Here is a 24,130-nt window from a genome sequence, read left to right on the forward strand (position 1 = left end):
AAACTCTCCAATAAAGTTAGTTTGTCTAGCATCTAAAAATAAAAATTGACGTTTCACGTTGTTTGTTTCGTTTAGTTTTCAAAGTTCAATATCGCGTTTCGGCGACTTTCATAATATATCATAATATATTATTTTCGTCAACAATTTTTTCAAGACAATTTGTATCTCTCATTTGCTGACTCTGCCTATTATATAGACTTTTCTATTACTATGCAAGTATTATTATAAAAAAATAAGAGGGGGGAAAATCCCCCCTCTTATTCTTCAGAAGAAACCTCTTCATTAGATTCTTCTTCTTCATCTTTCTGTGCTTTTGCTACTGTCGCTACCTCTTGCTCATCCTCTAAACGAATTAGACGAACACCTTGTGTATTACGTCCCATTTGAGAGATTTGATCAACTGGCATACGAATAATAACGCCTGCGGCTGTAATTAGCATGATGTCTTCTTCACCTGTTACAGACTTAACCGCTACTAACTTACCGTTTTTATCTGTAATGTTACAAGTCTTAAGACCTTTACCACCACGGCTTTGTAGTCGATACTCTTCAACTGGAGTACGCTTACCATACCCGTTTTTCGTTACAATTAAAACATTCGTATCTTCTTCAACAATTTCCATACCTACTACTTGGTCCTCTTCGCCTAATGTAATAGCTTTTACACCAGCTGCATTACGGCCCATAGAACGTACATCTTGTTCATTGAAGCGAATTAACATACCGTTGCTTGTCCCTACGATAATATCTTTATCGCCAGATGTTAAACGTACAGAAATCACTTCATCTTCTTCACGAAGCGAAATTGCAATTAAACCGTTTGTACGTATATTTGCAAATGATGAAAGTGGCGTTCTCTTAGAAATACCTTGTTTCGTTGTAAAGAATAAGAACTGGTCGTCACCAAATTCACGGATTGGAATAATGGCATTGATCCACTCACCCTTATCTACCCCTAATAGGTTAATAATTGGTAGCCCTTTTGCAGTACGACTATACTCTGGGATTTCATATCCTTTCGTACGGTATACTTTACCCTTGTTTGTAAAGAATAAAATATGATCATGAGTAGACGTTGTTAATAAGTGTTCAACAAAGTCATCATCATTTGTACCCATTCCTTGTACACCACGTCCCCCACGGTTCTGTGTTTTGTACGTAGAAGCTGGTAACCTCTTAATATAACCGTTATGAGTTAACGTAATCGCAATGTTTTGCTCAGGAATTAAATCTTCATCTTCAATAAATTCCATACCGCCAATTGTAATTTCTGTTCGTCTCTTATCATTGAAACGCTCTTTTACTTCTGTTAATTCTTCACGAATAATCTCAAGAACTTTCTCTTCATCTGCTAAAATCGCTTTTAATTCAGCAATTAATTTCATTAAGTCTTGATATTCTTGCTCGATTTTTTCACGTTCTAATCCAGTTAAGCGTTGCAGACGCATATCTAAAATCGCTTGCGCTTGTTTCTCACTTAAACCGAAACGTTCCATTAAGCCTTGCTTTGCAATATCAGCCGTTTTTGAACTACGAATTAACGTAATAACTTCATCAAGATGATCTAAAGCAATTCGTAATCCTTCTAAAATATGGGCACGTGCCTCTGCTTTTTCTAATTCATAAGCAGTACGTCTACGGATTACTACCTTCTGGTGCTCCAAATAATGATATAAGTTTTGTTTTAAATTTAGTACTTGAGGCTCTCCATTTACAAGAGACAACATATTAATACCGAAACTTGTTTGAAGTGCTGTATGTTTATATAGATTGTTTAATAGTACGTTTGCATTAGCGTCACGACGTACTTCCATGACAATACGCATACCATTTCGGTCTGATTCATCACGTAAATCTGTAATACCTTCAATTTTCTTATCGCGAACTAATTCTGCGATTTTTTCAATTAATCGTGCCTTATTAACTTGATAAGGTAGTTCCGTTACGATAATAGATTGTTTACCATTTGATTTCTCTTCAATTTCAACTTTGGCACGAAGCATAATAGAACCTCGTCCTGTTTCATAAGCTCTACGGATGCCACTTCGCCCTAAGATTAAACCTGATGTTGGGAAGTCTGGCCCAGGAATATATTCCATTAATTCCGCGATAGTGATATCTGGATTATGGCTTAATGCCAACACACCATCAATTACTTCGCCAAGTTGATGCGGCGGAATATTTGTTGCCATACCAACCGCAATACCTGTCGTACCGTTTACTAATAAATTAGGGAAACGCGCTGGTAATACAATCGGCTCTCTTTCCGAACCATCGTAGTTATCTTGGTAATCAATTGTATTTTTTGAAATATCACGTATTAATTCCATAGAAATCTTAGACATTCTTGCCTCTGTATAACGCATTGCCGCTGCTGAATCTCCATCTACAGAACCGAAGTTACCATGCCCATCTACAAGCATATAACGTTGACTGAAATCTTGCGCCATACGTACCATTGTTTCATAAACGGCTGAATCTCCATGAGGGTGATACTTACCGATTACTTCACCGACAATACGTGCTGATTTCTTATACGCTTTATCAGCTGTAATTCCTAAATCATTCATCGCATATAAAACCCTACGATGCACAGGTTTTAATCCATCACGAACATCTGGTAATGCACGAGATACGATAACACTCATTGCGTAATCTAAAAATGAGGTACGCATTTCATGACTAATATTAATTTCTCGAATTCGTGCTTGTTGTTGATTGTCTGACATCAACGAGCACCTCCTCTTACATTTCCGTTACACATACATTGATTTATATGTAGAAGACAGGAATACTTAGATTCCTGTCATTACTCATTTAAATATCAAGGTTTTTCACGTATTTTGCATTCTCTTGGATAAAGTTACGACGTGGTTCCACTTTATCACCCATTAAAATTTCAAATGTTTCATCTGCTTCTATTGCATCTTGAAGGGAAACTTGAAGTAACGAACGTACTTCTGGATCCATTGTCGTCTCCCATAGCTGAGTTGGATTCATCTCTCCAAGACCTTTATAACGTTGAATTCCTGGTTTCGGCTGGGCTGGTAACTCAGCTAATATTTTTTCAAGTTCTTTATCATTATAAGCATATTGAATTTTTTTACCTTGTTGCACTTTAAACAAAGGTGGCTGTGCGATATATATATATCCGCACTCAATTATTTGACGCATATAACGATAGAAGAACGTTAATAATAGGGTACGAATATGCGCACCATCAACATCAGCATCGGTCATAATAATAACTTTATGATAGCGTGCTTTTTCGATATCGAAGTCCCCACCAATATTTGTACCAATCGCCGTAATAATTGTACGAACTTCATCATTTGATAAAATCTTATCTAAGCGTGCCTTTTCAACATTAATAATTTTACCCTTCAGCGGTAAAATTGCTTGAAAATGACGATCGCGTCCTTGTTTTGCAGATCCACCCGCAGAGTCACCCTCTACGATATAAATTTCACTAATTGCTGGATCTTTAGAAGAACAATCTGCCAATTTCCCTGGTAAACTTGAAACTTCTAAAGCACTCTTTCGGCGAGTTAGCTCACGAGCCTTTTTAGCTGCTACACGCGCACGTGCTGCCATCGTTCCTTTATCTACAACCTTACGTGCAACATTGGGATTTTCCAGTAAGAATTTTTCAAAAGCCTCAGAGAATACTGACTCCGTAATCGTTCTCGCTTCACTATTTCCAAGTTTCGTCTTCGTTTGCCCTTCAAATTGTGGATTTGGATGTTTAATTGACACAATTGCTGTTAAACCTTCACGAACATCTTCACCAGTCAAATTACTATCCGCATCTTTTAAGATATTATTTTTACGACCATAATCGTTAATCACACGTGTTAAGGCAGTTTTAAATCCTACTTCATGTGTACCACCTTCATACGTATGAATATTATTTGTAAATGAGTAAATATGATTTGTATATCCTTCGTTATATTGAAGCGCAACTTCAACTTGAATACCATCTTTTGAACCTTCTACATATACAGGCTCTTCATGAATTGGTTGTTTTGAACGATTTAAATGTTCAACATATGATTTAATTCCACCTTCATAGTGGAACTCTTTCTTTTGCTTATGTTCACGTTTATCTTCAATTGTTAATTTAATATTACGATTTAAAAACGCCAACTCACGCATACGAGTCGCTAGCGTATCGAATTCATATTCTGTCGTCTCTTTAAAAATTTCTGGATCCGGTTTAAAGCGAGTTATTGTTCCAGTCTTATCTGTATCACCGATGACCTTTAAATCTGCAACCGGAATACCTCTTTCGTATTTTTGGTAATGGATTTTGCCGTCACGATGTACAAATACTTCTAATTCCGTTGATAAGGCATTTACAACAGATGCACCAACACCGTGCAAACCACCAGAAACTTTATAACCGCCACCGCCAAATTTACCACCAGCGTGGAGGACAGTCATAATAACCTCTACTGCAGGACGTCCCATTTTTTCTTGTATACCAACTGGAATACCACGTCCATTATCCGTTACAAGAATACTATTATCTTCTTCGATACTAACGTTAATTTCATCGCAATATCCTGCTAACGCTTCATCGATACTATTATCGACAATCTCCCATACAAGGTGGTGAAGTCCCTTCCCACTCGTAGATCCAATATACATACCCGGACGTTTCCGAACTGCCTCTAGTCCTTCAAGTACCTGTATCTGACTTTCATCATATGCATTTTCTTGCATTTGTTTTTGTTCCATTGACACAAAGATCACCTACTTTTCCATTTAAACAGGGGTTTATGCCCTATCTATTTCACAATCTACCGTGCCGTTCGTTACATGAATTGTTTTCGCATCTTTTAATGTTTCGTGTTCAATTCCGTCGACACTCGTCGTTGTAACAAATGTTTGCACCTTTCCTTGAATTGTATTTAACAGATGTGATTGACGATAATCGTCTAATTCTGATAAAACATCATCCAGTAAAAGGATTGGATATTCTTTAACCTCTGAATAAATTAATTCAATTTCAGCTAATTTTAGGGATAGTGCGGTCGTTCGTTGTTGTCCTTGCGAACCAAAGACTTGAACATTTTTACTATTAACGAAGAATTGTAAATCATCACGATGAGGACCAATTAAAGTCGTACCACGGAAAATTTCACGTTGTTTCACAGATTGAAAACTTTCATAGTATACTTCTTTTATTTTCGACAAATCCATTGATTCTGATACATCTACACTTGGTTTATAGACAATTTCTAACTCTTCTAATCCACGACTTATACCGCGATGAATTGGAGCTGCCCATTCCTGTAGCAAATGCAAAAATTCAAAACGTTTTTGCAGTATTTTTGCACCGTGCTCAATTAGTTGAAGTGTAAATACATCCAACATCGTTTCCTCATTCTTACTATTCCCTTGCATTTTTTTCAACAAGTGATTTCGTTGCGTGAGCACCTTTTGATATTGACTTAATTCATACAAATATACAGGAGCTATTTGTCCTAATTCCATATCTAAAAAGCGTCTTCTTACTTGAGGGCTTCCTTTTACAAGATTTAAATCTTCTGGGGCAAACATGACAACGTTCATCACGCCAATATATTGACTTAACTTTTGTTGTTCAAGTTGATTTAATTTTGCCTTTTTACCTTTTTTCGAAATATTTAATTCCAAAGACAAAGAACTGTTTCTTTTTTGTAATTTCCCTTTTATTTGACCAAACTCTTCATCCCAGCGGATAAGTTCGCGATCATTAGAGGTTCTATGAGATTTCGCCATCGCTAAAACATAAATAGCTTCCATCAAGTTTGTTTTCCCTTGTGCATTTTCGCCGATAATTACATTTACCTTATCTTCAAAGGAAAGCTCTAATTTTTCATAATTGCGATAGTTTTTTAATTGTATTTCTGAAATAAACAAAGGGCTCCCCCTTTATGCCTGAACTTGGAAAGTTCCGCTTCCTGGAATTTCAATAACATCATTCGCATATAGCTTGCGACCTCTTCTATTTTCAAGTTCGTTGTTCACGTACACTTCATATTCTTGTAAAAACCATTTTACAGCGCCACCTGTATCAATTACATCAGCTAACTTTAAAAATTGTCCTAGTGTAATATACTCTGTTGAAATTTTAATATGTTTCATAAAATCGCTCACTTTCTGAAAGTGTTCATTCTTTCATTGTACTAAATAAACTAACATTAGGAAAGTAATACCCAAAAATCAAATAAGGGCCACTAGCATCTTTAAACTAGCAACCCTTATTCCTTACCTAGTAAGTACGAACTGGTAAAATTAATTGAATAATTGAATCATCATTTACTGTACGAATTAAGAACGGTCTCATTGCCCCAGTAAAACTAACTTTAATCTCTGTACTATCCAAAGCTTTCAATGCATCCATCATATATTTTGCACTAAAAGATATTTTTAACTCTTCTCCATCTACTTTTTCACATTGTACTTCTTCAACAACTTTTCCGATTTCTGGTGAATTCGAAGAAATCTCTAGCATTTCTTGCTCTAAAGTTGATAATTTGACAACGTTATTGCGGCCATCTCTCGCTAATAGTGAAGCACGATCAATTGCTTGTAGGAATTCTTTTGTATTCACAAAAATATCCGTTTTACTCTCTGCTGGAATTAAACGTGTTGTATCTGGATAATTTCCTTCTAACAATCTTGAGAAGAATAATAAATGTTTTGTACGGAATAATACTTGATACTCCGTAATAACGATATCCACCATTTCTTCAGACTCATCTAGAATCTTACTTAATTCATTTAAGCTCTTACCTGGGATAACAACATTAGCTTGAAATTCATCTGCAATATTATGTCCTTCGATTTTCGCTTTTCGAAGTGCTAGTCTATGACTATCTGTTGCAATACAAGTTAACTCGCTGTTATATACCTTCCAGTTTACACCTGTCAAGATCGGTCTTGTTTCAGAAGTAGAAACTGCAAATACAGTTTGTCTGATCATATGCTTAAGTAAATCTGTTGGTATCTTAAATACATGATGTTCTTCAATCTGTGGTAATAACGGATATTCTGCAGAATCTAAACCATTTAAGTTAAATTCTGATTTTCCAGATTTTATTTTTGTCATAAAATGATTTTCCACAGAAATTTCGACAGTATCTTTAGGTAGTTTTTTTACAATCTCACTAAAATATTTTGCTTGTAAAACAATGCTTCCTGATTGAGCTATTTCTACGATTTCTTTTCCATTTTCTTCGACTGGAATAAACGATTCAATAGAAATATCAGCATCGCTTCCTGTTAATGTAACCCCTTCTTCAGTAGCTACAACTTTAATTCCTGTAAGGATAGGGATTGTTGTACGAGAAGAAACTGCCTTCATTACATCTTGTACACCTCTTACAAGATAGTCTTTTTGTATTGTAAAACGCATAAAGAAAAACCTCCGGTAAGTATAAGATTTTATTTAATTAATAAAGATAAAAAAATAGTAGTAATAGTAATAGGGCTTGTGGATATGTGGATAACCCCTTTGAAGGATGTAAAAACAGTCTATCTACATGTGGATAGACTGTGCGTAAAACAAGGTAAGTTATTCACACTATTCAGCTACTACTTTAAAATACCATTAATTTCTTCAACTTGCTTTTGTAATTGCGTATCGGTTTTTAGTAGTTTAGAAATTTTTTCATGGGCATGGATAACTGTTGTATGATCACGTCCACCAAATTCTTCACCTATTTTTGGTAAAGAGGAATCCGTAAGTTCGCGTGATAAATACATTGCAATTTGGCGAGGAAACGCAACTGATTTTGTGCGTTTTTTCGCTTTAAAATCTTCTAATTTTACTTGATAAACGTCTCCGACAGCTTTTTGAATATCATAAATAGAGATAATTTTCGGCTTAGAATTTGGAATAATATCTTTAAGTGCTTCAGCTGCTAAATCAGCATTAATATCTTTATTAATTAAAGATGAATAAGCTACAACTCGGATAAGTGCACCTTCTAATTCACGAATATTTGAATCAATTTGATTTGCGATATAAAGCATAACTTCATTTGGTATATCAAGCCCTTCAGCTTTTGCCTTTTTGCGTAAAATTGCAATTCGTGTCTCTAAATCTGGCGGCGTAATATCTGTAATAAGTCCCCATTCAAAGCGAGAACGAAGACGATCTTCTAAAGTTGGAATTTCTTTTGGTGGTCGATCACTAGAAATTACAATTTGTTTACTTTCTTCGTGTAATGCATTAAATGTATGGAAAAACTCTTCTTGAGTTTGTTCTTTTCCAGCAAGAAATTGAATATCATCTATCAATAAAACATCTACGTTGCGATATTTATTGCGAAAATCAACAGCTTTATTATCACGAATAGAGTTAATAAATTCATTCGTGAATTTTTCTGATGATAAATATACAACTTTTGCATTTGGATTATGTTCAATTACATAATGACCAATTGCGTGCATTAAATGCGTCTTTCCAAGCCCAACTCCCCCGTAAATAAAGAGTGGATTATACGCTTTAGCTGGCGCCTCGGCTACAGCTAATGAAGCTGCATGGGCAAAACGGTTACCAGAGCCGATAACAAATGTATCAAATGTATATTTTGGATTTAACATGCTCTGTGGTAAATGAGCTGAATCATCTTGTGCTGGATTCCGCTTAACTGGAGGAAGATCAATGTCCTCTTCCGATTGACTTTGGGGAATAATAAAGCGAATTGCTAATTTTGCCCCTGTTAAATCGTATAGTGTTTCCGAAATTAGTTCTGAGTAATGAGATTCTAGCCAGTCACGAGCAAATTCATTTGGAGCTGTAATCGTTAATACGTCTTTCTTCAAGTTATGAGCCGTTGTTGATTTTAACCATGTTTCATAACTAGGCTTGCTTACCTTTTTTTCTAATTCTTTTAAGGCACTATTCCATAAATCAGAGATATTTTCCAAAGGTGTCCCTCCTTTACTAAGATGGTAAAAGAATAAGGTTGCGCAACAAATGTACAACCTTATAAATATAAAATGTATATTTATACGAAACGTATTTTAAAACCTAAAAACGTCGTTTGTATATGAGATAGGGTTTTCGACAAAAAAAGCAAATGTGGACAACTATTTACCCACATGTGATTAAAACTGTCCACATGTTATACACAAATTGTGGATAAGATAAAGGTGTGGAAAACTTATTCAAAGTGAAAACACAACTATAATATCAAAAAAAAGTGGCTATAGCAATGAATTTAAGAAAGTTATCCACAAAATCAATACCTTGTGGAATAAACTTGTCCACAACACGATATACTGTGTAAAAGTGGGAAAAAAGTTTGTGGATATAAAAAACGTGAAAAAACATTTATCCACAAGGAAATATAGATGCTGTGAAAAAGTATGTGAATAGGTTCAAAATGAATATTTGATGAAAATTTCTAGAACCATTGACATTTTCCTAGTTAATTAACTATAATTTATAGGACTGTCTTTAACAGATATTCCTCAGGGAGGTGTCATATAATGAAAAGAACTTACCAACCAAATAAACGTAAGCGCAGCAAAGTACATGGTTTCCGCAGCCGTATGAGCACAGCGAACGGACGTAAAGTGCTAGCAGCTCGTCGTCGTAAAGGAAGAAAAGTATTATCTGCGTAGACCACTGATCGTTCAGTGGTCTTTTTTTCTAATAATAGTGAATTTCCGCTGATGAAATACAGGAGTGTCAATTGATATGAAGAAAAAACATCGTATAAAGAAGAATGATGAATTCCAGGCGGTTTTTCAAAAAGGAAAATCAAATGCGAATCGTCAGTTTGTTGTATACCAATTAGATAAAGAAGAACAGCCAAACTTTCGCATCGGCCTTTCTGTTAGCAAGAAAATAGGAAATGCAGTAGTTCGTAATCGAATTAAGCGCATGGTCCGTCAGGCTATTACAGAGTTAAAAGATGAGATAGATTCTGGAAAAGATTTTGTTATAATAGCAAGGAAGCCTTGTGCAGAGATGACATATGAAGAAGTAAAGAAAAGCTTAATTCATGTCTTTAAACGCTCTGGTATGAAAAGAATAAAAAAGTAGCGTAAGGAAATGAATTACACTATATACATACCGATACAAGGAGGAGTAGGCTTTGAAAAAGAAATTAGGTTTACTAGCCATGGTCGTTGCATTAATGGCGATTGCCACCGGTTGTAGTGAAACGGGTCAGCCGATTACATCGAAAAGTACTGGGATTTGGAATGAATATTTCGTATATCCGCTTTCTCAGTTAATCACGTATTTTGCCGACTTATTTAACAGTAATTACGGTTTAGCAATTGTTATTACAACTCTTATCATTCGTTTTGCATTATTACCATTAATGATTAAACAAACGAAGAGTACAAAGGCAATGCAAGCGTTACAACCAGAAATGGTGAAGTTAAAAGAGAAATATAGTTCTAAAGATCAAGCAACACAGCAAAAACTACAACAAGAAATGATGCAGTTATATCAAAAGAATGGTGTAAATCCATTGGCAGGATGTTTACCGATATTTGTTCAGATGCCTATTTTATTCGCGTTTTATCATGCGATTATGAGAACAACAGCAATTAGTGAACATACATTTTTATGGTTTGATTTAGGACAGGCAGATCCGTTCTATATCTTACCAGTTGTTGCGGCAATTACGACATTTATTCAGCAAAAGCTTGCAATGGCAGGAACAGCTGGTCAAAATCCGCAAATGGCAATGATGCTTTGGCTTATGCCGATTATGATTTTAATCTTTGCAATTAACTTCCCAGCTGCATTATCACTTTACTGGGTTGTTGGTAATATCTTTGGTATTGCTCAAATGTACTTTATCAAAGGGCCAGAGATTAAGGCTAACAAAGCTGGAGGCTCAAGCAAGTGAGTATAATTACTGCTAAAGGACAAACAGTCGAGCTGGCAGTAGAGGATGCTTTAAGGCAATTAAACACATCAAAAGATCGAGTAGATATAAATATTGTCGATGAGGGTAAAAGAGGGTTCTTAGGTTTATTTGGGAATCGTCCTGCAGTAGTAGAAGTTGTATTGAAGAAAGATCCAATTCAGGAATGTGAAGAATATTTAAGAAATGTTATTCACAATATGGGTGTGGAAGTTGAAATTAGTAAAATTGTAAAAGGACGCGAGATCGAATTTACAATTTCTGGTGATGATGTAAGAGTTTTAATTGGAAAAAGAGGTAATACATTGAACTCTTTACAGTATTTAACAAAACTTGTCGCGAATCGTAACACGAAGCAGTATATCGGTATTACACTAGATGCTGAAAATTATCGTAGTAAAAGAAAAAGTACGTTAGAATCACTTTCTTATCGATTAGCGAAACAAGTATCTAATACGAAAAAAAGAGTTATTTTAGAACCGATGCCATCTTTTGAACGAAAAATTATTCATCAGGCATTATCAAATCATCAAGGTATCAAAACAACTTCTGAAGGAAATGAACCACATCGGCATGTTGTAATATCTCCTAAATGACCGGTTGCTCAAATGAGTGCCGGTTTTTTTGAGCGAAAAATAGATGTGGATAACTAAAAAACACTAAACTTATCCACTGTGAATAAGTTTAGTGTTTTTTACATGGGGATATAATAAAATGAGTTATTCTTCTTTTGTAGATAGGTTCGTTATGGTATCCTAATAATTTAGTGAAAGAAATAATCATGTTGAAATAGAGATAAATAAGCAAGTGAGGTGAAAGGACATGGAATTTGATACAATTGCTGCGATTTCCACAGCGCTTGGAGAGGGTGCAATTGCCATTGTTCGAGTAAGTGGGGATGATGCGGTTGAGAAAGTTGACCGTATTTTTAAAGGGAAGGATTTAACAGAGGTTTCTTCTCATACTATTCATTATGGTCATATCGTTGATTTAGATACAAATCAAGTTATTGAAGAAGTTATGGTGTCTATTATGCGCGCACCGAGGACTTTTACACGTGAAAATATAGTGGAAATTAACTGTCATGGCGGACTTGTTTCAGTAAATAAAGTATTGCAACTTATTCTAGCGCAAGGAGTACGATTGGCAGAACCGGGCGAATTTACAAAACGTGCTTTTTTAAATGGACGTATCGATTTATCACAAGCAGAAGCTGTTATGGATTTGATTCGAGCAAAAACAGATCGTGCGATGAATGTAGCAATTAATCAAATGGAAGGGCGATTATCTAAATTAATTGGTCGCTTACGTCAAGAAATATTAGAAACATTAGCTCATGTTGAGGTAAATATAGATTATCCAGAATACGATGATGTAGAAGAGATGACACATAATATTTTAATTGAGAAAGCAACGCATGTTCGTTCGGAAATCGAAAAAATATTAGAAACATCAAAACAAGGGAAAATTTTACGTGAAGGTATTGCTACAGCAATTATCGGTAGGCCTAATGTTGGGAAATCATCGTTATTAAATAGCCTTGTTCAGGAGAAAAAAGCAATTGTAACTGATATTGCAGGAACAACTCGTGATGTTATTGAAGAGTACGTTAATGTGCGTGGCGTACCTCTTAAACTTATAGATACAGCCGGTATTCGTGAGACAGAAGATGTTGTTGAACGAATTGGTGTGGAGCGTTCAAAAGAAATGATGAGCCAAGCAGATTTAGTATTAGTTGTTGTCAACTATAGCGAGGCTTTAACAAATGAGGATGAAGATCTATTCCATGCGGTACAAGGAAAAGACTTTATTGTTATTGTGAATAAGACTGATTTACCGCAAGCGATTGATATGGAACGTGTTACAGAGTTAGCCGAGGGAAATCGTGTTATTACAACATCCTTAATTGAGGAACAAGGAATAGATGAACTCGAAAAGGCAATAGCTGATTTATTCTTTGAAGGAACAATCGATTCTGCAGATATGACATATGTTTCTAATGCGAGACATATTGGATTATTAACACAAGCGGGACAAACAATCGGTGATGCAATTGAGGCAATAGAAAATGGTGTACCAATTGATATGGTGCAAATTGATTTAACAAGAACGTGGGAAATACTTGGTGAAATTACTGGTGACACAGTCCATGAAAGCCTAATTGACCAGTTGTTCTCTCAATTTTGTTTAGGAAAATAATATAGTGATGTTTTAGAAAGATAGAGATTATTAGGAGGAATAAACAATGGGATACAATGCCGGTTCATACGATGTCATAGTAATCGGTGCAGGTCATGCAGGATGTGAAGCTGGTCTTGCGGCAGCACGAATGGGCTCAAAAACATTAATGTTAACAATTAACTTAGATATGGTAGCATTCATGCCATGTAACCCTTCTGTTGGTGGACCAGCAAAAGGGATTGTTGTTCGTGAAATTGATGCATTAGGCGGAGAAATGGGACGTAATATTGATAAAACTCATATTCAAATGCGTATGCTAAATACAGGTAAGGGTCCAGCTGTACGTGCACTTCGAGCGCAAGCTGATAAATTCTCTTACCAACATGAATTGAAGAAAACAATTGAAGAAACACCAAACTTAACGTTGTTCCAAGGAATGGTAGAGCGTTTAATCGTTGAAGAAGGTATATGTAAAGGGGTAGTTACACAAGCTGGTGCAGAATATACAGCGAAAACCGTTGTAATTACGACTGGAACATTTTTACGTGGCGAGATTATCATGGGCGATTTAAAATATTCAAGCGGTCCAAATAATCAACAACCGTCTATTACATTATCTGAGCATTTAGAGGAGCTTGGATTTGATCTTGTTAGATTTAAAACAGGGACACCTCCGCGTGTAAACAGTAATACAATTGACTACAGTAAAACAGAAATTCAACCAGGTGATGATAAGCCACGTTCGTTCTCTTTTGAAACAACGAAATTTATTATGGATCAAATTCCATGTTGGTTGACATATACAAGTACAGAAACACACCGTTTAATAGATGAAAATTTACATCGTTCAGCTATGTATTCTGGTATGATTAAAGGAACAGGCCCTAGGTACTGTCCTTCTATTGAAGACAAAGTAGTAAGATTTAATGATAAACCACGTCATCAAATTTTCTTAGAGCCAGAAGGGCGTAATACACAAGAAGTATATGTACAAGGTTTATCCACAAGCCTACCAGAAGATGTACAACGTGATATGCTTAGAACAATCCCAGGCCTAGAAAATGTTGAAATGATGCGCACAGGTTATGCAATTGAATATGATGCAATTGTGCCAACACAACTATGGCCAACACTTGAAACGAAAAAGATTAAAAATTTATATACAGCAGGACAAATTAATGGAACTTCTGGTTACGAAGAGGCGGCAGGACAAGGGCTTATGGCTGGGATTAATGCAGCATGCCGTTCTTTAGGTAAAAAAGAAGTTGTTTTAGGCCGCGAGGATGCTTATATTGGTGTCTTAATTGATGATCTTGTAACGAAAGGTACAAATGAACCATATCGTTTATTAACGTCTCGTGCAGAATACCGTCTATTATTACGCCACGATAATGCTGATCTTCGTTTAACTGAAGTTGGTCGTGAAATTGGATTAATTAAAGAAGAGCGATATGAGCGATTTACAAATAAAAAATTACAAATTGAACAGGAAAAGGAACGTTTAAGCAGCATTATTATTAAACCACGTCCTGAAGTTCAAGAATTAATTCGCAATATTGGCGGAAGTGAATTGAAAGATGGAATACGTGCAAGTGACTTATTACGTCGTCCAGAGATGACATATGAGCATATTCATCTTTTAGTACCAAGTGAAGTAGAATTAAGTGATGAAGTTACAGAACAAGTTGAAATTCAGATTAAGTACGAAGGATATATTGAAAAATCTTTACAGCAAGTAGAGCGTATGAAGAAAATGGAGAGTAAAAAAATCCCTGTAGATATTGATTATGACGCGATTTCTAGCCTTGCTTCAGAAGCTAGACAGAAATTGAAAGATGTTCGTCCACTTTCAATGGGGCAGGCTTCACGTATTTCTGGCGTAAATCCAGCGGATATTTCCATTTTACTTGTGTATATAGAACAAGGAAAAATTGCGCGCGTATCGAACCAATAACATAGTAAGGAGATATTGCTAGATGAACATAGAACAATTTCAATCTATGCTAGAAGAGAAGGGAATCACCCTCTCTTCTAGACAGTTAGAGCAGTTCAAAATCTACTTTGAAACATTAGTAGAGTGGAATGAAAAAATGAACTTAACGGCTATTACAGAAAAAGAAGAAGTATACTTAAAACACTTTTTTGATTCCATTACAGCTGCTTTTTATTATGATTTTTCAAAACCATTCTCAATTTGTGATGTTGGTGCAGGAGCTGGATTCCCAAGTATTCCTTTAAAAATCTGTTTCCCGCACTTAAAAGTAACAATTGTAGATTCATTGCAAAAACGTATTAATTTCTTAAATCACTTAGCACAAAAGTTAGAATTAAGTGATGTTGCATTTTGTCACGATCGTGCTGAAACATTTGGGAAAAAAGAAGGTGTACGTGAATCATATGATATTGTAATGGCACGTGCAGTTGCGCGTCTTTCTGTATTAAGTGAGCTATGTTTACCACTTGTAAAAGTTGGAGGAACATTCATTGCAATGAAAGGTGCAGCAGCAAACGAAGAAATTGAAAATGGCAAGTATGCTTTAGAGGTGCTAGGCGGAGAGTTAAAAGAGATGTCTACGTTCCAATTACCGTTTGAAGAGAGTGAACGTAATATTTTATTAATCGAGAAAAAGCGCAAGACACCAAAGAAATATCCACGCAAACCGGGGACACCCAATAAATTACCTATTGAAAAATAAATCTTATTAGACGTAAGATTAAATTATATAAATGAAAACGTAAATGTTTCATAGGAAACATTTTATGGAGAATAGTCAATAGGCCTAAAAGGTGGTGGAATATGTATGAAAAATACGTTTTCTCGTTTATTTGGCTTTGGAGATAAAGAGAGCGAATTCGAATTACAAGACGAAAGCCATGAAGAGATAGATAAAAAGGTATATGAGGAAATACAAGAAATTCCGATAGTAAATATTACCCCTAACCGTTATCAACCAAGAACAGTTTTTGATGATGCGCGTATTGATGAGCTAGCATTAACGATTCGTACACATGGACTTATTCAGCCGATTGTTGTAAGGCAATATGAGGACGATAAGTACGAGATTATTGCTGGAGAAAGACGTTTTCGCGCGGCAACAAAGTTAGGTTGGGAAAAGGTTCCTGCAATTATAAAGAACTTAAATGATACAGAGACAGCTTCTGTAGCTTTAATTGAAAACTTGCAACGTGAGGAACTAACGGCAATCGAGGAAGCTGTGGCATATCAAAAGCTGATTGAGTTACATAATTTAACACAAGAAGCATTGGCACAACGACTTGGAAAAGGACAATCTACAATCGCAAACAAGTTGCGATTGTTAAAGTTGCCTGAAGAAATAAAAAGTGCATTATTAGAAAAAAGCATTACAGAACGTCATGCCCGCGCTCTCATTCCTTTAAAAAATGAGGAATTACAACTGAAGGTTTTACAGGAAATTGTGGAGAAGCAACTGAATGTAAAGCAAACAGAAGAACGAATTGCGAAGTTACTAGAGGAAGCAAAACCGAAGCGTAAGGCAAAGCAAAAAGCAGTAAGTCGAGATACGAGGATTGCTATGAATACAATTAGACAATCTTTACAAATGGTTACTGAAAGTGGTTTAAATGTTAATTCTGAGGAAGAAGAATTTGATGAGTACTATCAAATTACAATTAAAATTCCAAAGAAAAAATAATAATGACGTGTTAGAGACCTTATCCTATTGGAGAGGTCTCTTTTACTATATTTTCTTGTTAAATGAAGAAGGAGTTTAGAAATAAATTTTGAAGTTTAATAAAGGACGTAAAAGAAAAAGTTTTATTTCATGTTACAATAAACGTAATTGTTACTAGAATAAGATAGAAAGGTTGAAAGTAGGTGACATCATGGGAAAAATCATTGCTATTGCTAATCAAAAAGGCGGTGTTGGAAAAACCACAACATCTGTTAATTTAGGGGCTGGATTGGCGCAAGTAGGTAAAAAAGTCCTTCTTGTAGATATTGATGCTCAAGGAAATGCAACGACTGGTGTGGGAATTGAAAAATCTGAATTAGATCAATGTATTTACAACGTTCTTGTGGAAGATGCAGATGTTCAAGGGGTTATACAGAAAACCGCAACTGAAAACTTAGATGTTCTACCCGCTACAATTCAATTGGCTGGTGCTGAAATTGAATTGGTACCGACTATTTCCCGGGAAGTACGTTTGCAAAGAGCATTACAGCCAGTTCGTGATGAATATGATTATATTATTATCGACTGTCCCCCGTCTTTAGGGTTATTAACGATTAATGCATTAACAGCAGCAGATTCTGTTATTATTCCTGTACAGTGTGAATATTATGCACTAGAAGGGTTAAGTCAGCTATTAAATACAGTTCGACTTGTACAAAAACATTTAAATAAAAATTTAGCAATTCAAGGCGTATTGTTAACAATGTTGGATGCTCGTACAAATTTAGGGATCCAAGTTATAGATGAAGTGAAAAAGTATTTTAGGGATAAAGTATATCGCTCGATTATTCCGCGTAATGTACGCTTGAGCGAGGCTCCAAGTCATGGGAAACCTATTATGCAGTATGACGCTAAATCAAGAGGAGCAGAAGTATATATAGATTTAGCAGAGGAAGTGATTGCAGGTGGCTAAAGGATTAGGAAGAGGAATTAATGTGTTTTTTCCTGATTTAGATGTGAAAGAAGAGGAAACAATTCAGGAGATTCTTGTAACTGAATTAAGGCCAAATCCATATCAACCGCGTAAACACTTTAATAAAGAGGCTATTCAGGAATTAGCAATTTCGATTAAGGAACACGGTATTCTACAACCATTAATTGCTAGGAAGAGTATTAAAGGATATGAAATCGTTGCAGGTGAAAGACGATTTCGTGCTGCAAAAGAGGCTGGTTTAGAAAAGGTACCTGCGGTTGTAAGACAATTAACTGAACAGCAAATGATGGAATTTGCTTTGTTAGAAAACTTACAACGAGAAGATTTAAATCCTATGGAAGAGGCAATGGCATACCAGATGTTAATGAATGAGCTAAATGTAACGCAAGAGCAATTAGCGAAACGTCTTGGCAAAAGCAGACCTTACATTGCAAATTATACTCGGTTATTAAGCCTCCCTTCGTTCGTCCAAGATATGATTGCAAATGGTCAACTTTCAATGGCTCATGGGAGAACTTTACTTACGATTAAAGACGAAGAACAATTGAAGTCCTTATTGAACCGCATTGAAAAAGAAGGATTAAATGTTCGTCAATTAGAGAAAATCGTCCAAGAGATTAATCAACACGTTTCACGTGAAACAAAAAAAGTGAAAAAAGAGCGAAATATATTTTTCGTAGAACGTGAAACGTTCTTAAGAGAAAAGTTTGGCACAGATGTGAAAATTAAAGAGACGAAAAAAGAAAAAGGTAAAATCGAAATTGAATTTTTTAATAAAGAAGATTTAAATCGTATTTTAGAACTATTAGCACAGAAAAATTAAAAAGCAAACCATCTTATTATTTATAGATGGTTTGCTTTTTTTAATGCGGATAATTTTTGATCCGTCTCTTTTATACTTTGTGCGATTACATCAGCCATTTTCATGACTAAACTTAATCTTGTATTTTGAAGAACGAAAAACTCCATAAACCCATTTAGATTGACGATGCCGTGTATATGCAGATCACCAACTGCAGGTAATTTCTTATTCATAGCAGCACCAGGTTTACTAGGTCCCTTTCCAGTAGTGATTGACCCAATATTTTGGGACTTTCCTAAACATGCATCAACAGCAATTATAAATGCAGCAGGATGTTCTTTCTGTATATTCTGAATTTTTTCTTCTAAATTTAGTGCATGTACTGGCTCATCTAGTGTACCGAATATTTGGAGGTTTTTGATGTCTATTTGTTCAAGTTTTGTACCAACTAACGGACCGAGTGCGTCACCTGTAGAACGATCTGTTCCGATACAAACGAGAATGAGTGGTATATTAGTTTTAATAGGAATATGAGTAAGTAAGAAATTACTGATTATCTCAGAGGCTTCTAGATCTTGGTGCATAACGTTTTGAGTTTCTTTCTCAAAAAATGGTAAGCGAAAACTTCCAATATTCATGAAGCACCCATCCTTTTAATAAATTTTCAATATATGTTATATGGTGAGAAAAATGGAAAGCTATAAGTGCATAATTTTTGCAAAATGTGAATGAAAACGGAAATAATAGTACTAGTATATATATATTCGTTCCATTTTATACCTGAATGGCGGGGATAAAATAGGATTAAAATCATAAAATTTTTTCAGCAATTAGAGGACTTCTGATACAATAATAAGGATAACTAAAAAGAAATTTTAGCTAGAGAGGTAGAGGGACATGGATTTATTAACGAAGTGGTTTAATTCTACGAAACAGTATTTATTAGATGCTGATCGTTGGGCTCATATTGGAGTTGCGACATTAAAAATATGTATTATTTTAACAATTGGTGCAGTTGTTGTGCGAATTGCAAGAGCGGTTGTACGAAATGCGTTTCGTATGGGGAGTCGTTCTCCAATTCAAATTTCAGAACGTCGTACGGTTACAGTGGCGAAATTACTTGAAAATATTGTAGCGTACGTTGTTATGTTCATTATGCTAATTGCGATTTTAGGTGTGTTTGATATTAATGCATCAGGTTTATTAGCGGGTGCCGGGGTAATTGGTTTAGCAGTCGGATTTGGTGCTCAAAGTTTAGTGAAAGACGTTATTACAGGTTTATTTATTTTGCTAGAAGATCAGTTTTCAGTTGGCGATTATGTTAAAATCGGTCAATTTGAAGGAGTCGTTTTAGAAATTGGACTTCGTACAACGAAAGTAAAGAGTTGGACAGGTGAAATTCATACTTTACCAAATGGAAGTATTATTCAAGTTACTAACTACTCAGTTAGTAATAGTGTAGCGTTTGTTGATGTATCTATTTCATATGAGGCTGATATTGCGAAAGCAGAACAGGTTATTGAAGATTTATTAGTAGAGTTACCTTCAAAGTATGAAAAAATGGTAACAACACCTCAATTATTAGGTGTGCAAACGTTAGCTGCATCAGAAGTTATATTACGCGTTATCGCTGAAGTAGAGCCGATGCAACATGCAGTTATTGCAAGGGCACTTCGTAAAGAGATTAAAAATCGTCTTGATTTACATGGAATTGAAATTCCATATCCACGTATGGTTTTATACAATCGTGAAGAATTGGTTAGTGGAAAAGCAATTTAGTATGGAGAGGAGTTTGAAGAGTGGAGCAAAAGGAATATAACTTGTACGATGTTGTGGAAATGAAGAAAGCACATCCATGTGGCGAGAATCGTTGGAAAATTATTCGTATGGGAATGGATATCCGTATTAAGTGCGAGGGATGTGACCATTCAGTAATGATTACTCGAAGAGAGTTTGATCGTAAGGTGAAAAAAATACTTGTGAAGCACGAAGAATAGAGGGAGAGTAACAGTTACAGTAGGTAACTGTTACTTTTTTTCGTTTGGCGGAAACTTGTCATTTTTTTCGTTACTATCTATAATGATGAAAGATTGAGACATAGGAGTGAAAAATATGGGATTAACGGCTGGGATTGTTGGATTACCTAACGTAGGTAAGTCCACTTTATTTAATGCAATTACACAAGCAGGAGCAGAATCTGCAAACTATCCATTCTGTACAATTGATCCAAACGTAGGGATTGTAGAAGTACCAGATGAGCGTTTAAATAAATTAACGGAATTAGTAGAACCGAAAAAGACTGTTCCGACTGTATTTGAGTTTACTGATATTGCAGGTATTGTAAAAGGTGCTAGTAAAGGTGAAGGTTTAGGAAATAAATTCTTATCTCACATTCGTCAAGTAGATGCAATTTGCCAAGTTGTTCGTTGTTTTGAAGACGAAAATATTACGCACGTTTCAGGGAAAGTAGATCCAATTGATGATATCGAAACAATCAACTTAGAGCTAATTTTAGCGGACTTAGAGTCTGTTGATAAGCGTATCGAGCGTGTTGCGAAATTAGCAAGACAAAAAGATAAAGAAGCTGTATATGAGCATGAAATTTTAGTTCGTTTAAAAGAAGCTTTTGAAGAGGGGAAACCGGCTCGTACTGTTGAATTTACAGAAGAGCAGATGAAGATTGTTAAAGGCCTTCATTTACTTACAACAAAAGAAATGTTATACGTAGCGAACGTAAGTGAAGACGATGTTATCGATCCTTCGGAAAATAAATACGTACAAATGGTAAAAGAATTTGCAGAAAATGAAAATTCTCAAGTAATCGTTGTATGTGCAAAAATCGAATCAGAAATCGCTGAATTAGACGAGGAAGAGAAAAAAGTATTCCTTGAAGAACTAGGTATTGAAGAGTCTGGTTTAGATCAATTAATTCGTGCAGCATATGACCTATTAGGACTTGCTACTTACTTTACAGCTGGCGTTCAAGAAGTACGTGCTTGGACATTTAAACAAGGTATGAAGGCACCACAATGTGCTGGTGTTATTCATACAGACTTTGAGCGTGGATTTATTCGTGCAGAAACAGTTTCTTACGATGACTTAATGACAAACGGTTCTATGACAGCTGCAAAAGAAGCTGGAAAAGTACGTTTAGAAGGAAAAGAGTATATCGTAAAAGACGGAGATGTTATGCACTTCCGTTTTAACGTTTAATCTAATATTTCCTAGGAAAAATAAAGATATGAGCTTGGCGAATATATTATATGTTTGCCAAGTTTTTTATGTATTGGTGAGTTGATTCATATAACTTACTATGATATAATCTAAACTCGTGAGTAATTACTATAAATTAATTGCTCCTTGCCCATTATGGGCCGTTTAGACCAAAAGGAGGTGAAAGTGTAATGAGAAAGTACGAAATTATGTACATCATTCGTCCTGGCGTTGAAGAAGAAGCTCAAAAAGCTTTAGTTGAACGTTTTGCAGGTGTTTTAACAAACAATGGTGCAGAAATCATTAACACGAAAGAGTGGGGTAAGCGTCGTTTAGCTTACGAAATCAACGACTTACGTGAAGGTTTCTACATGATCTTAAACGTGAACTCTAACGCAGAAGCGATTAACGAATTCGACCGTTTAGCTAAGATCAACGAAGACATCCTTCGTCATATCGTTGTTAAAGAAGAAGAAAAATAATTGATATATAAGGGAGAGTGGTTCGATTGATGAATCGTGTTATCCTCGTTGGTCGTTTAACTAAGGACCCTGACTTACGTTACACGCCCAATGGTGTTGCAGTAGCTACTTTTACGTTAGCTGTGAATCGCGCATTTGCGAATCAACAAGGTGAGCGTGAAGCTGACTTTATTAATTGTGTAATATGGCGTAAACAAGCAGAAAACGTAGCAAATTATTTGAAAAAAGGAAGCTTAGCAGGCGTAGATGGACGTCTTCAAACTCGTAATTACGATGGACAAGACGGTAAACGTGTATATGTAACAGAAGTTCTTGCGGAAAGCGTACAATTTTTAGAGCCGCGTAATGGCGGTGGGGAGCAACGTGGTTCATTCAATCAGCAACCATCAGGAGCTGGTTTCGGTAACCAAGGCTCTAACCCATTTGGTCAATCTAGTAATTCAGGTAACCAAGGTAATCAAGGGAACTCTGGATTTACGAAGAATGACGATCCATTTTCAAATGTAGGTCAACCGATCGACATTTCCGACGACGATTTACCGTTCTAATACAGTAAATTTGTTAGTTTTAACAAAGAATGGAGGGAAATAGACATGGCAGGACGCAAAGGTGGACGTGCGAAACGTCGTAAGGTGTGTTTCTTCACAGCTAACGGCATCACTCGCATTGACTATAAAGATGTTGATTTATTAAAACGTTTCGTTTCTGAGCGTGGTAAAATTTTACCTCGTCGTGTAACAGGGACAAGCGCAAAATACCAACGCAAACTTACAGTTGCAATTAAACGTGCTCGTCAAATGGCACTTTTACCATATGTTGGTGAATAATAGCGTATGAAATGCACAGTAGAGTCCGACTCTACTGTGCATTTTGCTATGCTTTTCTTTTTTGAAAGAGAGGTTAAAATGTGAAACAAACAAAGTTTATTACAGAAGGCGCAGCATTATTAGCTATATATGCAATTTTATTGCTTATATCTATGTATGTTCCAATTTTAGGTACTGTTGTAACTTTTGCGTTGCCGTTACCATTTATACTATTAACGATAAGACATAAACTATCTAATGTGCTTGTGATTTTTGTAGTGGCACTTTTTGTTACTATTATTGTGAGTCAACCTATGAATTTAGTGAAGACAATTATGTTTGGATTGATAGGGATTGTTTTAGGGTATACGTATAAAACAAGAAAAAAGCCAGTGGAAATCTTAATAGCGGGGACGCTTGCATACTTAATTGGTTTTGTGCTTATTTATGTTGCGAGTATAAAGTTTTTCAACATAGATATAATGAAGCAGATGCAAAGTATGTTTAGTGAAAGTATGGTGCAAAGTGAAAAGATAGTAAGTGCTATAGGTATGCCGATTAGTAAGGAACAAAAAGAGTTACTTACACAAATGAATGATATATTACAATTGTTATTTCCAAGTATACTTGTTCTAGTTTCAGTATGTTTTTCTTGGATTACAGTGATAATATCAGGTAGTGTTTTGAAAAAGTTAAAACATGACATTATACCTTGGCCTAAATTTAAAGATCTACAATTACCAAAGAGTATTGTTTGGTATTACGTTATATTTATTTTGTTAGCAACTTTTATAAAAGTAGATCCAACATCATATTTACATATGGTATTTTCTAACCTATATGTCATATTTGCACTATTGCTTGTACTGCAAGGGCTGACATTCATTTCCTTTTTAGCGTATAGAAAAGGTTTTACAAAAGGGGTTTCTATTATTAGTTTTATTGTATGCATGTTTATTCCGATGCTGTTTCCTCTTGTGACAATCTTAGGTATAATTGACTTAGGGATTTCGTTGCGTTCTAAAATAGGGGAATAAAATAATATTCCTTATACTATTTTAATCTGTTTAACTAACTGGAAGGTGAGTTAGTTTTACTTTATAGGAGTTGTAT

24 protein-coding genes are annotated in these 24,130 nt (G+C 35.5%); 17 read left to right on the top strand and 7 right to left on the bottom strand.

Annotated features, from left to right (window positions below):
• Positions 1-257 precede the first annotated feature (257 nt).
• The 6 genes from gyrA to dnaA all read right to left on the bottom strand — a co-directional run bounded on the left by gyrA (position 258) and on the right by dnaA (position 8,925).
• A complete protein-coding gene (gene gyrA / locus ACTJJY_RS10380) occupies positions 258-2,729 on the bottom strand; it encodes a DNA gyrase subunit A (protein WP_001282866.1) in 2,472 nt (823 codons plus the stop codon).
• Between the two features lie 88 nt (positions 2,730-2,817).
• On the bottom strand, positions 2,818-4,740 hold the full coding sequence (gyrB, locus tag ACTJJY_RS10385; protein WP_000435980.1) for a DNA topoisomerase (ATP-hydrolyzing) subunit B: 1,923 nt from the start codon (positions 4,738-4,740) through the stop codon (positions 2,818-2,820).
• A 39-nt stretch (positions 4,741-4,779) separates the two neighbouring features.
• The gene (gene recF / locus ACTJJY_RS10390; RefSeq protein ID WP_000470755.1) at positions 4,780-5,907 is read right to left on the bottom strand and encodes a DNA replication/repair protein RecF; all 1,128 of its coding nucleotides are present in this window, start codon (positions 5,905-5,907) and stop codon (positions 4,780-4,782) included.
• A 12-nt stretch (positions 5,908-5,919) separates the two neighbouring features.
• A complete protein-coding gene (yaaA, locus tag ACTJJY_RS10395; RefSeq protein WP_000680510.1) occupies positions 5,920-6,132 on the bottom strand; it encodes a S4 domain-containing protein YaaA in 213 nt (70 codons plus the stop codon).
• A gap of 127 nt (positions 6,133-6,259) precedes the next feature.
• Positions 6,260-7,405 (bottom strand): DNA polymerase III subunit beta, encoded by a 1,146-nt coding sequence (gene dnaN / locus ACTJJY_RS10400; RefSeq protein WP_001212886.1) that lies wholly within the window; start codon positions 7,403-7,405, stop codon positions 6,260-6,262.
• 179 nt (positions 7,406-7,584) lie between these two features.
• Positions 7,585-8,925 carry a chromosomal replication initiator protein DnaA gene (dnaA, locus tag ACTJJY_RS10405; protein WP_000428028.1) on the bottom strand — a complete coding sequence of 447 codons (1,341 nt, stop codon included), beginning with the start codon at positions 8,923-8,925 and terminating at the stop codon, positions 7,585-7,587.
• A gap of 564 nt (positions 8,926-9,489) precedes the next feature.
• Between dnaA and rpmH the strand changes: the two genes are divergently transcribed.
• From rpmH to spo0J, 10 genes are all read left to right on the top strand, one after another.
• Positions 9,490-9,624 carry a 50S ribosomal protein L34 gene (gene rpmH / locus ACTJJY_RS10410; RefSeq protein WP_000831901.1) on the top strand — a complete coding sequence of 45 codons (135 nt, stop codon included), beginning with the start codon at positions 9,490-9,492 and terminating at the stop codon, positions 9,622-9,624.
• 76 nt (positions 9,625-9,700) lie between these two features.
• A complete protein-coding gene (rnpA, locus tag ACTJJY_RS10415) occupies positions 9,701-10,048 on the top strand; it encodes a ribonuclease P protein component (RefSeq protein WP_000726621.1) in 348 nt (115 codons plus the stop codon).
• Between the two features lie 52 nt (positions 10,049-10,100).
• Positions 10,101-10,868: a YidC family membrane integrase SpoIIIJ gene (spoIIIJ, locus tag ACTJJY_RS10420; RefSeq protein ID WP_000727740.1), complete on the top strand. Its 768-nt coding sequence runs from the start codon at positions 10,101-10,103 to the stop codon at positions 10,866-10,868.
• Positions 10,865-11,482, top strand: a complete 618-nt coding sequence (jag, locus tag ACTJJY_RS10425) for an RNA-binding cell elongation regulator Jag/EloR (protein WP_440605462.1) — start codon at positions 10,865-10,867, stop codon at positions 11,480-11,482. Before spoIIIJ ends, jag begins: the two co-directional genes overlap by 4 nt.
• Before the next feature lie 226 nt (positions 11,483-11,708).
• Entirely contained in the window at positions 11,709-13,085 is a 1,377-nt protein-coding gene (mnmE, locus tag ACTJJY_RS10430) for a tRNA uridine-5-carboxymethylaminomethyl(34) synthesis GTPase MnmE (protein ID WP_063549245.1), read from the top strand.
• A 46-nt stretch (positions 13,086-13,131) separates the two neighbouring features.
• Entirely contained in the window at positions 13,132-15,021 is a 1,890-nt protein-coding gene (gene mnmG, locus ACTJJY_RS10435) for a tRNA uridine-5-carboxymethylaminomethyl(34) synthesis enzyme MnmG (protein WP_000541052.1), read from the top strand.
• A gap of 22 nt (positions 15,022-15,043) precedes the next feature.
• Positions 15,044-15,763 carry a 16S rRNA (guanine(527)-N(7))-methyltransferase RsmG gene (rsmG, locus tag ACTJJY_RS10440; RefSeq protein WP_001019628.1) on the top strand — a complete coding sequence of 240 codons (720 nt, stop codon included), beginning with the start codon at positions 15,044-15,046 and terminating at the stop codon, positions 15,761-15,763.
• 105 nt (positions 15,764-15,868) lie between these two features.
• Positions 15,869-16,741, top strand: a complete 873-nt coding sequence (noc, locus tag ACTJJY_RS10445) for a nucleoid occlusion protein (protein WP_000799016.1) — start codon at positions 15,869-15,871, stop codon at positions 16,739-16,741.
• Between the two features lie 190 nt (positions 16,742-16,931).
• On the top strand, positions 16,932-17,693 hold the full coding sequence (soj, locus tag ACTJJY_RS10450; RefSeq protein WP_000516114.1) for a sporulation initiation inhibitor protein Soj: 762 nt from the start codon (positions 16,932-16,934) through the stop codon (positions 17,691-17,693).
• The gene (gene spo0J, locus ACTJJY_RS10455) at positions 17,686-18,537 is read left to right on the top strand and encodes a stage 0 sporulation protein Spo0J (protein ID WP_080470848.1); all 852 of its coding nucleotides are present in this window, start codon (positions 17,686-17,688) and stop codon (positions 18,535-18,537) included. The genes soj and spo0J overlap by 8 nt, the downstream gene beginning before the upstream one ends.
• A 20-nt stretch (positions 18,538-18,557) precedes the next feature.
• Here the strand turns inward: spo0J and yyaC are convergent, their stop codons facing one another.
• The gene (gene yyaC, locus ACTJJY_RS10460) at positions 18,558-19,154 is read right to left on the bottom strand and encodes a spore protease YyaC (RefSeq protein WP_168411504.1); all 597 of its coding nucleotides are present in this window, start codon (positions 19,152-19,154) and stop codon (positions 18,558-18,560) included.
• Positions 19,155-19,413: 259 nt separating this feature from the next.
• Here yyaC and ACTJJY_RS10465 point away from each other — a divergent pair, with 259 nt between their 5' ends.
• From ACTJJY_RS10465 to ACTJJY_RS10495, 7 genes are all read left to right on the top strand, one after another.
• Complete coding sequence (locus ACTJJY_RS10465; RefSeq protein WP_000365115.1) at positions 19,414-20,295, top strand: mechanosensitive ion channel family protein; 882 nt, start codon at positions 19,414-19,416, stop codon at positions 20,293-20,295.
• A 20-nt stretch (positions 20,296-20,315) separates the two neighbouring features.
• Positions 20,316-20,513, top strand: a complete 198-nt coding sequence (locus tag ACTJJY_RS10470; protein WP_000435486.1) for a DUF951 domain-containing protein — start codon at positions 20,316-20,318, stop codon at positions 20,511-20,513.
• 115 nt (positions 20,514-20,628) lie between these two features.
• Complete coding sequence (gene ychF / locus ACTJJY_RS10475; protein ID WP_000524670.1) at positions 20,629-21,729, top strand: redox-regulated ATPase YchF; 1,101 nt, start codon at positions 20,629-20,631, stop codon at positions 21,727-21,729.
• Positions 21,730-21,920: 191 nt separating this feature from the next.
• Positions 21,921-22,211: a 30S ribosomal protein S6 gene (gene rpsF / locus ACTJJY_RS10480; RefSeq protein ID WP_001233781.1), complete on the top strand. Its 291-nt coding sequence runs from the start codon at positions 21,921-21,923 to the stop codon at positions 22,209-22,211.
• 26 nt (positions 22,212-22,237) lie between these two features.
• Complete coding sequence (gene ssb, locus ACTJJY_RS10485; RefSeq protein WP_002094213.1) at positions 22,238-22,759, top strand: single-stranded DNA-binding protein; 522 nt, start codon at positions 22,238-22,240, stop codon at positions 22,757-22,759.
• Between the two features lie 45 nt (positions 22,760-22,804).
• Positions 22,805-23,038 carry a 30S ribosomal protein S18 gene (gene rpsR, locus ACTJJY_RS10490; RefSeq protein WP_000918873.1) on the top strand — a complete coding sequence of 78 codons (234 nt, stop codon included), beginning with the start codon at positions 22,805-22,807 and terminating at the stop codon, positions 23,036-23,038.
• Positions 23,039-23,118: 80 nt separating this feature from the next.
• The gene (locus tag ACTJJY_RS10495) at positions 23,119-24,054 is read left to right on the top strand and encodes a YybS family protein (RefSeq protein WP_440605463.1); all 936 of its coding nucleotides are present in this window, start codon (positions 23,119-23,121) and stop codon (positions 24,052-24,054) included.
• Positions 24,055-24,130 lie beyond the last annotated feature (76 nt).

Origin of the sequence: Bacillus sp. 22475 (genome assembly GCF_052044835.1) — a bacterium.
GTDB classification, from domain to species: Bacteria; Bacillota; Bacilli; order Bacillales; family Bacillaceae_G; genus Bacillus_A; species Bacillus_A cereus.

Bases quoted from the DNA above. Each gene is read 5' to 3' on its own strand.
- gyrA (WP_001282866.1), bottom strand. From the start codon at position 2,729: ATGTCAGACAATCAACAACAAGCACGAATTCGAGAAATTAATATTAGT.
- gyrB (WP_000435980.1), bottom strand. From the start codon at position 4,740: ATGGAACAAAAACAAATGCAAGAAAATGCATATGATGAAAGTCAGATA.
- yaaA (WP_000680510.1), bottom strand. From the start codon at position 6,132: ATGAAACATATTAAAATTTCAACAGAGTATATTACACTAGGACAATTT.
- dnaN (WP_001212886.1), bottom strand. From the start codon at position 7,405: ATGCGTTTTACAATACAAAAAGACTATCTTGTAAGAGGTGTACAAGAT.
- rpmH (WP_000831901.1), top strand. From the start codon at position 9,490: ATGAAAAGAACTTACCAACCAAATAAACGTAAGCGCAGCAAAGTACAT.
- rnpA (WP_000726621.1), top strand. From the start codon at position 9,701: ATGAAGAAAAAACATCGTATAAAGAAGAATGATGAATTCCAGGCGGTT.
- mnmE (WP_063549245.1), top strand. From the start codon at position 11,709: ATGGAATTTGATACAATTGCTGCGATTTCCACAGCGCTTGGAGAGGGT.
- mnmG (WP_000541052.1), top strand. From the start codon at position 13,132: ATGGGATACAATGCCGGTTCATACGATGTCATAGTAATCGGTGCAGGT.
- rsmG (WP_001019628.1), top strand. From the start codon at position 15,044: ATGAACATAGAACAATTTCAATCTATGCTAGAAGAGAAGGGAATCACC.
- noc (WP_000799016.1), top strand. From the start codon at position 15,869: ATGAAAAATACGTTTTCTCGTTTATTTGGCTTTGGAGATAAAGAGAGC.
- soj (WP_000516114.1), top strand. From the start codon at position 16,932: ATGGGAAAAATCATTGCTATTGCTAATCAAAAAGGCGGTGTTGGAAAA.
- yyaC (WP_168411504.1), bottom strand. From the start codon at position 19,154: ATGAATATTGGAAGTTTTCGCTTACCATTTTTTGAGAAAGAAACTCAA.
- ACTJJY_RS10465 (WP_000365115.1), top strand. From the start codon at position 19,414: ATGGATTTATTAACGAAGTGGTTTAATTCTACGAAACAGTATTTATTA.
- ychF (WP_000524670.1), top strand. From the start codon at position 20,629: ATGGGATTAACGGCTGGGATTGTTGGATTACCTAACGTAGGTAAGTCC.
- rpsF (WP_001233781.1), top strand. From the start codon at position 21,921: ATGAGAAAGTACGAAATTATGTACATCATTCGTCCTGGCGTTGAAGAA.
- rpsR (WP_000918873.1), top strand. From the start codon at position 22,805: ATGGCAGGACGCAAAGGTGGACGTGCGAAACGTCGTAAGGTGTGTTTC.